Source organism: Microbacterium sp. WCS2018Hpa-9 (genome assembly GCF_031843745.1).
Classification (GTDB): Bacteria; Actinomycetota; Actinomycetes; order Actinomycetales; family Microbacteriaceae; genus Microbacterium.
In genome coordinates this window covers 1-11,747 of record NZ_JAVTIY010000005.1, presented here as the reverse complement: position 1 = coordinate 11,747, position 11,747 = coordinate 1, and the positions used below count along the sequence as shown (strand labels likewise).

At 68.4% G+C, this 11,747-nt stretch carries 12 protein-coding genes; all 12 read right to left on the bottom strand.

The features are described from left to right. Window positions 1-46 precede the first annotated feature (46 nt). Window positions 47-661: an SMC-Scp complex subunit ScpB gene (scpB, locus tag RQG82_RS11230; RefSeq protein WP_311259170.1), complete on the bottom strand. Its 615-nt coding sequence runs from the start codon at window positions 659-661 to the stop codon at window positions 47-49. Next, window positions 651-1,559 carry a segregation and condensation protein A gene (locus RQG82_RS11225; protein ID WP_396653609.1) on the bottom strand — a complete coding sequence of 303 codons (909 nt, stop codon included), beginning with the start codon at window positions 1,557-1,559 and terminating at the stop codon, window positions 651-653. The genes scpB and RQG82_RS11225 overlap by 11 nt, the downstream gene beginning before the upstream one ends. Then, window positions 1,543-2,376 carry a ParA family protein gene (locus RQG82_RS11220; RefSeq protein ID WP_140038740.1) on the bottom strand — a complete coding sequence of 278 codons (834 nt, stop codon included), beginning with the start codon at window positions 2,374-2,376 and terminating at the stop codon, window positions 1,543-1,545. The genes RQG82_RS11225 and RQG82_RS11220 overlap by 17 nt, the downstream gene beginning before the upstream one ends. A 160-nt stretch (window positions 2,377-2,536) precedes the next feature. Next, entirely contained in the window at window positions 2,537-3,439 is a 903-nt protein-coding gene (gene xerD / locus RQG82_RS11215) for a site-specific tyrosine recombinase XerD (RefSeq protein WP_311259169.1), read from the bottom strand. 2 nt (window positions 3,440-3,441) lie between these two features. Then, window positions 3,442-4,020, bottom strand: a complete 579-nt coding sequence (locus RQG82_RS11210) for an NUDIX hydrolase (protein WP_311259168.1) — start codon at window positions 4,018-4,020, stop codon at window positions 3,442-3,444. Beyond that, a complete protein-coding gene (locus RQG82_RS11205) occupies window positions 4,013-5,710 on the bottom strand; it encodes a CTP synthase (RefSeq protein ID WP_311259167.1) in 1,698 nt (565 codons plus the stop codon). The genes RQG82_RS11210 and RQG82_RS11205 overlap by 8 nt, the downstream gene beginning before the upstream one ends. 17 nt (window positions 5,711-5,727) lie before the next feature. After that, complete coding sequence (recN, locus tag RQG82_RS11200; protein ID WP_311259473.1) at window positions 5,728-7,419, bottom strand: DNA repair protein RecN; 1,692 nt, start codon at window positions 7,417-7,419, stop codon at window positions 5,728-5,730. Continuing rightward, entirely contained in the window at window positions 7,416-8,330 is a 915-nt protein-coding gene (locus RQG82_RS11195; RefSeq protein ID WP_311259166.1) for an NAD kinase, read from the bottom strand. Before RQG82_RS11195 ends, recN begins: the two co-directional genes overlap by 4 nt. Then, window positions 8,327-9,124, bottom strand: a complete 798-nt coding sequence (locus RQG82_RS11190; protein ID WP_311259165.1) for a TlyA family RNA methyltransferase — start codon at window positions 9,122-9,124, stop codon at window positions 8,327-8,329. The genes RQG82_RS11195 and RQG82_RS11190 overlap by 4 nt, the downstream gene beginning before the upstream one ends. Beyond that, window positions 9,121-9,297 (bottom strand): hypothetical protein, encoded by a 177-nt coding sequence (locus RQG82_RS11185; RefSeq protein WP_311259164.1) that lies wholly within the window; start codon window positions 9,295-9,297, stop codon window positions 9,121-9,123. Before RQG82_RS11185 ends, RQG82_RS11190 begins: the two co-directional genes overlap by 4 nt. A gap of 61 nt (window positions 9,298-9,358) precedes the next feature. Then, entirely contained in the window at window positions 9,359-10,396 is a 1,038-nt protein-coding gene (locus RQG82_RS11180; protein ID WP_311259163.1) for an HAD-IIA family hydrolase, read from the bottom strand. Then, window positions 10,396-11,747 (bottom strand): hypothetical protein (locus tag RQG82_RS11175; RefSeq protein ID WP_311259162.1); only part of this gene is annotated, 1,352 nt, incomplete at its 5' end. The genes RQG82_RS11180 and RQG82_RS11175, both read right to left, overlap by 1 nt.

The following is an 11,747-nucleotide window of genomic DNA, read 5'->3' as shown; positions in this document are numbered from 1 at the left end:
GCGTCCGGGCGACCAGACGTCATCGGACGAATCGGATCAACCGAGGTCATCGGATGGTCCCTTCGTCGAAACCGTCTGCGCCGTCGTCGAGCAGCGGAGATATCGGGGGCAGATCGTCGAGCGAGTTGATGCCCAGGTGCTGCAGGAGCGCGTCGGTGGTGCCGTAGTTGATCGCACCGGTCTCGGAGTCTGCGAACAGCTCGGTGATGAGACCTCGAGCGAGCAGCGTGCGCACGACCGAGTCGACGTTCACCGCACGGATCGACGCCACCTGGCTGCGTGTGACCGGCTGCTTGTATGCGATCACGGCGAGCGTCTCGAGCGCCGCCTGCGAGAGTCGCGCCGGCGCCTGTCCCCCGACGAACTCCGCGACGACATCGTCGTGATCCTCGCGGACGTAGAGGCGCCATCCGCCGCCGACCTCGCGCAGCTCGAAGCCGCGACGCGGGCCCTGGCCCTTGCCGTCGTAGTCGTCGACCAGTGTCTCGATCGTCTGCCGCACCGCTGCCACCGGCGAGCCGACCGCGGCGGCGAGGGCGACGAGGCCGATCGGCTCGTCGATGATCAGCAGGATCGCCTCGATGCGCTCGGACAGCGGGGACTCGCGCACGGCGCCGTCGGTCACTGCACCGGTCGCAGCGTCGGTCACGTCATCGGTCATAGTCGGCTCCCAGCGATGCGAGTGTCTCGTCCGACCAGGAGTCGGCGGCCCAGCGCAGCGTCAGCTCGCCGAGTGGTTCCAGTTGTTCGAAAGAGAGGGCGGCGTGGCGGTAGAGCTCCAACACGGAGATGAATCGCGCGACGACGATCCCCGGCTCGCTCACACCAGCGACCAGCTCGCGAAAGCTCACCGTCTCCGCGGCGCGAAGCAGCGTGACGACGATCGCTGCCTGCTCGCGGATGCTGACGAGCGGCGCGTGCAGGTGATCGAGACCGACGTGCGGTATCTCCTTCGGTGCGAAGGCCAGGAGCGCGAGTGCGGCGAAATCGTCGACACTGAGCGACCAGACGAGCTCGGGCGTCTTCCGCCGGTGCTTCTCGTCGAGCCTGGCCGCGCGCACGTGACGCCGATCCTCTCGCTGCAGGCACCGGGCGAACCAGGCGGACACCTCCTTGAAGGCGCGGTACTGCAGGAGGCGCGCGAAGAGAAGGTCTCTGGCCTCGAGGAGGGCGACGGCCTCGGCATCCACCAGCTCGCCCTGCGGCAGGAGCCCCGCCACCTTCATGTCGAGCAGCGTCGCCGCGACCACCAGGAACTCCGAGGCCTGGTCGAGCTCCTCGTCGTCGTCGAGCTCTTTGAGATACGCGATGAACTCGTTCGTGACCGCGCTCAACGACACCTCGGTGATGTCCATCTCGTGCTTCGAGATGAGGTTCAGCAGCAGATCGAACGGACCGTCGAAGTTCGACAGGGAGACACGGAATCCGACATCCGAGACGGGAGCCTCTTCGGAGACCTCGGAATCGAGATCCGATACGGCCTCGGGTGAGACGGACTCTGCTGGTGAGACGGACTGAGCCGGTGTGTCTGTCGGCTCGAGCTCAGGCGACAGCGCCACGGGTGACCAGCTCCCGCGCCAATCGCAGGTATGCCTGCGCGGCAGCGTGCTCCGGAGCGAACTCGGTGATCGGCACACCGGAGACCGATGCGTCGGGGAACTTGACCGTCCGACCGATCACGGTCTCCAGGACATCGTCGCCGAAGGCCTCGACCACACGCTCGAGAACCTCACGCGAGTGCAGCGTGCGCGGGTCGTACATGGTGGCGAGAAGGCCGTCCATCGTGATCGACGGGTTCAGCCGGTCTCGCACCTTGTCGATGGTCTCGATCAGGAGAGCCACACCGCGAAGCGCGAAAAACTCGCACTCGAGCGGGATGATGACGCCATGAGCCGCGGTCAACGCGTTCACCGTGAGCAGACCGAGCGAGGGCTGGCAGTCGATCAGGATGACGTCGTACTCCCCCGCCACCTGGCGGAGAACGCGGGCGAGGATCGTCTCGCGGGCGACCTCGTTCACGAGGTGCACCTCGGCAGCTGACAGGTCGATGTTCGCGGGCATCACGTCGAGGCCGTCGACCCCGGAGGGGACGATCGCGTCATGCGCGTCGCGCTTGGTGTCGAGCAGCAGGTCGTACACGGTCGGCACGTCGTGCGTCTGGATGCCGAGGCCGGCGGACAGCGCGCCCTGCGGGTCGAAGTCGACGGCCAGGACCTTGCGGCCGTATTCTGCGAGGGCAGCTGCGAGGTTGATCGCGGTCGTCGTCTTGCCGACGCCGCCCTTCTGGTTGCACAGCGCGATGATGCGTGCGGGCCCGTGCGAGGCGAGCGGTTCAGGGGTCGCGAAGCCGTGATAGGGACGCCCGGTGGGTCCCATGGGGGTGTCGTCGTTCTTCGACGTCTTCGCCCTGGACTTCGCCGCGTTCTCAGCCACCGATTCTCCTGCTCTTTCGTGCTCGGTCGAGTCTACCGATCGCCTGGCGGGTTCACCGCCTCAGCCCCGGCGATCCCGCGATTTCGCCGCGTGTGCCGCGATCTCAGCGAGCGCGCGGGTGCGAAGTGGCGTAGATGTCCCGCAGGGTGTCGACCGACACGTGCGTGTAGATCTGCGTCGTCGCGACCGAGGCGTGCCCGAGCAGCTCCTGCACGACGCGCACGTCGGCGCCGCCCTGCAGCAGGTGTGTCGCGAACGAGTGCCGCAGCGTGTGCGGCGACACCTCGGCGGTGATGTGCGCGTGCTCCGCCGCCGAGCGGATGACGAGCCATGCGCTCTGCCGCGACAGCGGGGCACCGCGAGCCCCGAGGAAGAGCCGGGCCGATGCCCTCCCCTTCGCCGCGAGTCCTGGGCGGACGCGAGTGAGATACGCATCCACCGCGTCACGGGCGAACGAGCCGATGGGCACTATGCGCTCCTTCGACCCCTTGCCCCGAAGGCGCAGCATATCGCCGTGTGCGAGGTCGTCGACGTCGAGTCCGACCGCCTCCGACACCCGAGCGCCGGTGGCATAGAGCAGCTCGAGCAGAGCCCGGTCGCGGATCCCTAGCGGATCTTCGGCGCTGGGCGCGCCGAGCAGGCGCTCGACCTGGTCGATCGTCAGCGCCTTGGGCAGGCGACGAGGCGCCTTGGGCGGACGAAGACGGCCGCTCGGATCATCCTGTTCGATGCCCTCGCGCGCCAGGAAGCGGTGCCACCCACGCACGGACGACTGCAGTCGCGCGAGACTGGTCGCAGCAGGGGCGGGATCGGCACCCGATCGATCGGCGATGAACCGGCCGACGACGGCGGCACTGATCTCGGCCGTGTCGGTGATCCCCTCGGCATCCAGCCACCCGAGATAGGAACCGAGATCGCGCCGATAGGCCGCGATCGTGTGCTCGCTGAGACCGCGCTCGATCGTGACGTGGCGCAGATACGTGTCCAACGCACGGTCGAGCTGCATGCTCAGCTCCGGTCGCGCAGCCTCTGGGCGGCTGCGAGCACGCCGATGCCGAGGATGCCGTTGCGCATCCGCCCGTCGAGAACCGCCGTGATCGCGGCGTCGAGCGGAACCCACTCGACGCGGATGTCGGCCTCTTCGTCCTCGCGCGCGTGCGCGTTCTGCGCCGCCGAGACGCCGGTCGCGAGGAAGACGTGGATGAGCTCGTCGTTTCCGCCGGGGGTCGTCCATGACGAGACGAGCGGCTCCCAGTGCGCTGCGACGAGGTCGGCCTCTTCGGCGAGCTCGCGTCGAGCAGCCTCGAGCGGCTCCTCACCTGCCACGTCGAGCAGACCGGCCGGCAGCTCCCAGTCGCGGTGGCGGATCGGATGCCGGTACTGCTGGATCAGCAGCACCCGCTCCTCGTCATCCAGCGCGAGGATCGCGACGGCGCCCGTGTGCGCGACGTACTGGCGCCGGATCTCTCCGTCGCCGTACCGCACCCGATCGTCGCGCACGTTCCAGACGGCGCCCTCGTACGCGAGATCGCTGCGGAGGACCTCTGGCTCGAAGGGCTCGTCGCGCAGTTCGTCGAACTCAGTCATCGGCTTCGACGTCGAACAGCTCGCTCGAGCGGTGACGCTCGATCGCGGCTCCGACCAGGCCGCGGAACAGCGGGTGCGGGGCGGTCGGACGCGAGCGGAGCTCGGGGTGCGCCTGCGTCGCGATGTAGTACGGGTGCACATCACGCGGCAGCTCGACGTATTCGACCAGATCGAGCTCGGGGTTCAGGCCCGAGAACACGAGACCGGCCTCCGAGAGACGCGCACGGTAGGCGTTGTTGACCTCGTAGCGGTGACGGTGACGCTCCGAAGCCTCGGGTGCGCCGTACAGCTCGCGCGCCAGGGAACCCTCGGCGAGTGCTGCCTGGTAGAGGCCCAGACGCATGGTGCCGCCGAGGTCACCGCCGTCGAGGATCTCGACCTGCTCGGCCATCGTGGCGATGACGGGCTCGGAGGTCTGCGGGTCGAACTCGCTCGAGGATGCCTCGGCGATGCCGGCCACGTCGCGGGCGTACTCGATGACCATGCACTGCAGGCCGAGGCAGAGTCCGAGGGTCGGGATGCCCTGCTCGCGCGCGAACTTCAGAGCGCCCAGCTTGCCCTCGATGCCGCGGATGCCGAATCCACCGGGAACGCAGATGCCGTCGAGCTCGCCGAGCTGCTCCTTCGCACCCTCAGGGGTCTCGCAGCGGTCCGACGGGATCCAGCGGATGTTGACCTTGGTCTCCTGCGCGAAGCCGCCGGCCTTGAGGGCCTCGGTCACCGACAGGTAGGCGTCGGGCAGGTCGATGTACTTGCCGACCAGACCGATCGTGACCTCGTGCTTGGGGTTGTGCACGGCGTGCAGCACCTTGCTCCAGCGCGTCCAGTCGACCTCGTCGGCGGCCTTCTCATCGAGACCGAGGCGGCGCACGATGTACGAGTCGAGGCCCTGGTCGTTGAGCGTCGATGGGATGTCGTAGATGCTCGGCAGGTCGACCGTGTTGATGACGCCCTCGGCGTCGACGTCGCACATGAGAGCGATCTTGTTGCGGTTGCTCTCGCTGACGGGACGGTCGCTGCGGAGCACGAGCGCGTCGGGCTGGATGCCGACCTGGCGGAGGGCGGCGACGGAGTGCTGCGTCGGCTTGGTCTTCTGCTCGCCGGAAGCGCCCATGAACGGGACGAGTGACACGTGCACGAAGAAGACGCTGTCGCGGCCGAGCTCGTGACGCAGCTGCCGAGCGGACTCGAGGAACGGCTGCGACTCGATGTCGCCGACCGTGCCGCCGACCTCGGTGATGATCACATCAGGACGCGGGTCCTCTGTCGCCTGCAGACGCATGCGGCGCTTGATCTCGTCGGTGATGTGCGGGATGACCTGCACGGTGTCGCCGAGGTACTCGCCCCGGCGCTCGCGGGCGATCACCTGCGAGTAGATCTGGCCCGTCGTGACGTTGGCGGCCTCGGACAGGTTGATGTCGAGGAAGCGCTCGTAGTGTCCGATGTCGAGGTCGGTCTCGGCACCGTCGTCCGTGACGAAGACCTCGCCGTGCTGGAAGGGGTTCATCGTGCCCGGGTCGACGTTCAGATACGGGTCGAGCTTCTGCATGACGACGCGCAGACCGCGAGCGGTGAGGAGGTTGCCGAGGCTTGCGGCAGTGAGCCCTTTACCCAAAGACGAAACGACACCACCCGTCACAAAGATGTGCTTGGTCGTGTCGTTCTTGGGCCCCGCAGAAGAAGAGTTCATCACGGGCTTCGATCCTATCAGTCGACGGAGGACCCGAGAGCGAGAAGTTCTCGGGCATGGGTGATCGCGGCATCCGAATCCGTCAATCCGGACAGCAGTCGAGCCATCTCGGCCTCGCGCTCCTGGCCCTCGAGACGTCGGACACTCGACGCGGTGACTGCTCCGTCGTTGGATTTCACGACCGAGAGATGGTTGGTGGCGAAGGCGGCGACCTGAGCCAGATGAGTGACTGCGATCACCTGCGACTTCTCGGCGAGTCGGGCGAGTCGTCGGCCGACCTCGATCGCCGCGGCGCCACCGATGCCGGCGTCGACCTCGTCGAACACGAAGGTCGGCACGGGGTCGGTTCCGGCGATCACGACCTCGATCGCGAGCATCACGCGCGAGAGCTCACCGCCCGACGCGCCCTTGCCGACGGAACGGGGTTCGGCTCCGGGGTGGGGCGCGAGCAGGATCGCGACATCGTCGCGACCGTGAGCGGTCTCCGTGCCCGGTGTGACCGCGACCTCGAGGGTCGCGTCGGGCATCGCGAGGGCATGCAGCTCCTCGCTCACGGCGACGCCGAGACGCGCGGCGGCCTTGGTGCGCTCCGCCGTCAGGGCGTCGGCATGTGCATCGAGATCTGCGCGGGCGGCATCACGTTCGGCTTCGAGGCGATCGAGCCGCTCGCCGTCGTCGTCGAGTTCGGCGAGGCGCGCGGAGCCGGTCTGCCAGAGCTGCAGAGCCTCATCCAGCGAACCGTGCGCGCGGATGAGCGTGCCGAGCGCAGCCCGACGCTCTTCGACGGCCGCCAGCTCGTGCGGTCCTGTCTCATCGAGATCGGCGAGGTATGCCGAGAGCTGGCCCGCGACGTCGGCGATGCGGTACCCGATGTCGGCGAGAGCGGCCGAGATCTCTGTGAGAGCAGTGTCGGAGACGCGCTCGAGCACTCGACGGGCTTCAGCGATCAGAGCGGATGCATCCGGCTCGCCCTCGTCGCTCGAGAGCGCGCTGTGTGCGAGAGTGGCGGCCAGGCGCAGCTCTTCGGCGTTCGCCAGGCGTTCGGCCCGTGCCGACAGCTCGACGTCCTCCCCCGGTTCGGGAGCGGCGGCCTCGATGAGTGCCAGCGCCTCGCGGAGGCGCGATGCCTCTTCGGCTCTGCGGTCGCGGTTCTCGGTGATGTCGGCGATCTCGGCATCCAGCTCGCGCCAGCGCGTGAACGACGATGTGTAGGCGTCGAGCGCCGTGGCGATCGGGGCGCCTCCGAAGCGGTCGAGTGCGTCACGCTGAGCGGCGGATGAGCGCAGGCGAAGCTGCTCGGACTGGCCGTGCACGACGACGAGTTCCTCGGCCAGCGCCGAGAGCACGCCGGCCGGCGCCGCACGACCGCCGACGCTCGCGCGGCTACGGCCCTCGGCGCTCAGTGTGCGAGAGACGTACAGCTCAGCGACGCCGGAACCCGCAGGCTCCAGCTCTCCGCCGGCATCCGAGACGATGTCGGCGACGTCGCCCGTCTCGGGCACGACCCACACGCCCGCGACGGATGCCTGAGCAGCACCCGCTCTCACGGCTCCGGAGTCTGCGCGCTGCCCGAGCAGCAGCCCGAGGCCGGTCACGACCATCGTCTTGCCCGCACCGGTCTCGCCGGTGATCGCGGTGAAGCCCGCGCCAAGGGGCAGCACGGCGTCGGCGATCACGCCGAGCCCCTGCATCCGCATCTCCTCGATCACGAGGCCGTCCCCTGTCCGCGCCACCCGGCGACCGGCAACTGGAACTTGCGCACGAGACGGTTGGTGAACTCGGTGGGGTGCAGGCGCGCGAGGCGCACCGGACGAGAAGACCTGCGCACCACGACACGCGCGCCCGGCGGCAGGTCGTGCGATCGGCGACCATCGCACCAGAGGATGCCGGAACCCGAGGTGCCCTCGAGCATCTCGATGGCCACGGCAGCGTCGGGGCTGACGACGAGCGGCTTAGCGAACAGCGCGTGAGCCGACAGCGGCACGACAGCGATGGCCTCGACGCTGGGCCAGATGACCGGCCCGCCAGCGGAGAAGTTGTAGGCCGTCGACCCGGTCGGCGTGGACACGACCATGCCGTCGCAGCCGAAGCTCGACAGGGGCAGACCGTCGATCTCGAGCACGACCTCGATCATGCGCTCACGGCTGGCCTTTTCGACCGTGGCCTCGTTGAGCGCGAAGGTCTCGTATACGACAGCACCGTCTACGTCTTTGACGCGCACCGACAGCGCCAGGCGCTCTTCGACCTCGTAGTCGCGATCGATGACGCGCCGCACAGCGGCATCCATGTCGTCTCGGTCGATCTCGGCGAGGAACCCGACGTGACCCATGTTGATCCCGAGCACGGGGGCCGAGCAGCCGCGCACGAGTTCGGCTGCGCGCAGGATCGTGCCGTCGCCTCCGAGCACGATCGCGAGTTCGAGCTCATCCTGCTGCACCGTCTCGCCGAGGATGTCGACATCGGCGAAGTGCGGGTCGACTGCTCGCAGGTCGCCGCTCTCATCGGGCGGGAGCACAGGGCGCGCTCCAGCCTCGCGGAGTTCGTCGACCACCTTGCGGGCCGCCTCGACGGTGGCCTCCCGGCCGGCGTGGGCGACGACCAGGATGTTGCGCTCGTTCATCGTCTCCCTGCCAGTGCGTTGATGCGGTCTGACCATTCTGACGGATCGCTGCCACGCCCCGGCGCGAGGTGCAGAAGATACTCCGAGTTGCCGTGCGTTCCGAGGATCGGCGAGGTGAGGATGCCGAGCATGCCCAGGCCCGCGTCCCAGGCGCTCCAGGCCGTTCGCGCGACCGCATCCGCGCGCGTGGCCGGGTCGGTGACGAGTCCGCCGCGCACCGCGGTGCGCCCGACCTCGAACTGCGGCTTCACGAGCAGGACGATGTCTGCCCCGGCAGCGGCAACGCCGGCGACAGCGGGCAGCACGTGCTCGAGGGAGATGAAGGACAGGTCGCCGACGATGAGGTCAGGAGCCGCCGACTCACCCGTGACCTCCTGCAGGTTCTCGGGAGTCATGTGACGGACGTTGTAGCCCTCGACGACCACGACGCCGGCGTCGGATGCCACGGCGGCGGCCATCTGGTCGTGGCCCACGTCGACGGCGAGGACGCGTCGCGCTCCGCGCTCACGAAGCACCTGGGTGAAGCCCCCGGTCGAGGCGCCCATGTCGAGCGCGAGGCGGCCGTCGGCAGAGATGCCGAATCCGTCGAGAGCGGCGATCAGCTTGTGCGCGCCACGACCGACGTAATGATCGGCGCCTGCGACGGTGATCTCTGCGGCATCCGCGACCGGGGTCGAGGCCTTCACGACGGGGCGTCCGTCGATGCTCACGAGGCCGTCCGCGATGAGCGTGGCCGCATGCGTGCGCGAACGAGCGAGTCCTCGTGCGGCGAGGGCGGCGTCGAGTCGCGTCATCGGGTGCCCGGCGCGTCGCGCTGGTCGAGCTTCGCGCCGCTGTCGAGGCGGCGCGACAGCTCATCGTGAAGTCCGGAGTACGCGCCTGCGCGGTCAGCGAGAGGCTGACCCTCGATCAGGTGCAGCCGACTCCACAGACCGTCGGTCGGTGCGTTGGTCGTCTCGTCGGTCACTCTTCCACTGTACGCGGCGAGGGCGACACGTCGGTGGAGCCACGGCGGCGCGAGGCGGCTGTCAGGGCCGATGGAACGGGTCGTCGTAGAGACGCTCGGGCACACGCAGCACGAACACCGGTGTTCCGGATGCCCAGATCGCAGATGCGCCTGCCCGAAGCAGATCGATCTGCGAATCGCCCTCCGCGACGATCTCGACGTCGGCTCCGACGACCCGCACGGATGCGCCGTTGACCGAGTGGATGCCGTCTTTCGACGTGACCTCGGGATACGGCTGGTGCAGTTCGCGCAGATCGCTGAGGATGTACGTCGGACGCGATCCCTCAGGCGCAGCGAGCACGTGCTTGGGTCGATCGATGCCGGTGAGCACCAGCGCCGAGTCGATGCCCGCGCGGACGGCTCCGAGGATGTCCGTGTCGAGACGGTCGCCGATGAACAGCGGCTTCTTCGCACCGAAGCGCTCTGTGGCCTCTTCGAAGATCGGCGTCTCAGGCTTGCCTGCGACGGTCGCGAGCCGGCCGATCGCCGTGTGCACGGCAGACACGAGCGTCCCGTTGCCAGGTGCGACGCCGCGCTCGCGCGGGATCGTCCAGTCGGTGTTGGTGGCGATCCAGGGGATGCCACCCTCCTCCTCGGGAACCTTCAGCGCGAACGCCGCCTCGGCGAGATCCGTCCACGCGACCTCGGGGGCGAAGCCCTGCACCACGGCATCCGGAGCATCCTCGGCGCTGCGCGTGACGGTGTAGCCCGCCTTCTCCGCCTCGTCGACGAGCCCGGCTCCACCGATGATCAGCAACGTCGCAGGCGGCGGCACGATTCCGGCGAGCAGCCGCATCGCAGCCTGCGGGCTGGTGATCACGTCAGCGGGCGCGACGTCGAGACCCAGGCTGCTCAGGTGCTCGGCGACCGACGCATCTGTGCGAGATGCGTTGTTCGTGATGTACCCGAGCCGAGCGGTCGCCGCCGCGGCATTGAGGCTCTCCACCGCATGCGGCAGAGCGCCAGGACCCGCGTAGACGACGCCATCCAGATCGGCCAGCACGGCGTCCACGCCCTCAAGCGGGGTGCGCAGCGCAGGCTTCTTGGAGAACAGCCCCACTACGCCTCCTTCGACGAATCGGATGCTGCGGAGGCCTCGGCCGTGTCATCGGCAGCGGCGTCTCCTGCGCTGTCGGAGTCAGCGTCGTCTTCGCCGAGGAGCTCACGGACCTCGTCGTCGATGGACGGCTCAGGCTCGACGTCATCAGCGGCGGCGTCAGCGTCGTCATCCGAGCCAGCGATGTCATCATCGTCAGACTCAGAATCGTCGTCGTGGTCAGCATCCGCGTCAACGTCAGCATCCGCATCCGCATCCGCATCCGCATCCGCATCAGCATCAGACTCAGAGTCGTGCGTGTCGTCCTGGTCGTCACTGAAGTCGCCTTCGATGAGGCCGTCTTCGATGATGATCTCCTCGTCACCGGCCTCGTCGACACCGAGTGCCTCGGCAGCGACCTCTGCACGATGTGCCCAGAACTCGGCTTCGTCGGTTCGTCCGAGATCCTCGAGCACCGCTGCACGAGCAGCGAACAGCGCAGGGCTCCATTCGAACGCGCGGTCGGGGTCGAGTTCAGGAATCTCGAGTTCGCCGAGCGCGAGCTCGAGGTCACCCTGATCCAGGCGCGCACCCGACATCGCGATCGCCAGAGAGACGCGAACGGGCGTGGTGAGCGCAGCCCGGTCCACAGCGCGACCGGTTTCGAGGGCGCGGTCGGGGCGTCCGATGCCACGCTCGCTGTCGACCATCAGTGCGATCTGATCGTCCTTGCCGGAGATGCGACGGTACGTGCGCAGCTCGCGAAGGGCCAGAGCGAAGTCCTCAGTGGCGTATGCGGTGATACCGAGCGTCTCGCGGACGATCGCGATACGGCCTGCACGGCGGGAAGCCGCGAGGGCGTGCTCGTGTGCACGGGCCGGATCCTCGTCGATGAGCTGAGACGCCATGGCGAGGTGACGCGCGACCAGTTCGGCGTTCTCCTTGCTGAGGGTCTTCAATTCGTTGCGGGCAGAGGTGTGCAGGTCACGGGCCGTGACCTCATCCGGGATGTGCGGATCGTTGAAGCGCGGACGATCCCCGTCTGCCTGAACCGGACGTTCGCGGCCTGCTCCCCCGCGCTGCGGGTAGGAACGCGAAGAGTCGCGGTCCTGTCCACCGTCGCGGTTGTACCCGCCCGAGCGAGGTGCACCGCCGTCGCGGTTGTAGCCACCGGAGCGGGGTGCGTCGTTGTCGCGGCGCGGAGCGCCACCATCCCGGTTGTACCCACCGGAACGAGGGGCATCGTTGTCGCGGCGCGGGGCGCCACCATCGCGGCTGTAGCCACCCGAACGAGGTGCACCGCTATCGCGGTTGTAACCGCCCGAACGAGGTGCACCGCTATCGCGGTTGTAACCGCCCGAACGAGGTGCACCGC

What these genes read in the sequence shown, in the direction of transcription:
- xerD (WP_311259169.1), bottom strand. Translation starts at nt 3,439, where the DNA reads ATGCAGCTCGACCGTGCGTTGGACACGTATCTGCGCCACGTCACGATC.
- RQG82_RS11205 (WP_311259167.1), bottom strand. Translation starts at nt 5,710, where the DNA reads ATGAACTCTTCTTCTGCGGGGCCCAAGAACGACACGACCAAGCACATC.
- RQG82_RS11220 (WP_140038740.1), bottom strand. Translation starts at nt 2,376, where the DNA reads ATGGGACCCACCGGGCGTCCCTATCACGGCTTCGCGACCCCTGAACCG.
- scpB (WP_311259170.1), bottom strand. Translation starts at nt 661, where the DNA reads ATGACCGATGACGTGACCGACGCTGCGACCGGTGCAGTGACCGACGGC.
- RQG82_RS11195 (WP_311259166.1), bottom strand. Translation starts at nt 8,330, where the DNA reads ATGAACGAGCGCAACATCCTGGTCGTCGCCCACGCCGGCCGGGAGGCC.
- RQG82_RS11190 (WP_311259165.1), bottom strand. Translation starts at nt 9,124, where the DNA reads ATGACGCGACTCGACGCCGCCCTCGCCGCACGAGGACTCGCTCGTTCG.
- RQG82_RS11210 (WP_311259168.1), bottom strand. Translation starts at nt 4,020, where the DNA reads ATGACTGAGTTCGACGAACTGCGCGACGAGCCCTTCGAGCCAGAGGTC.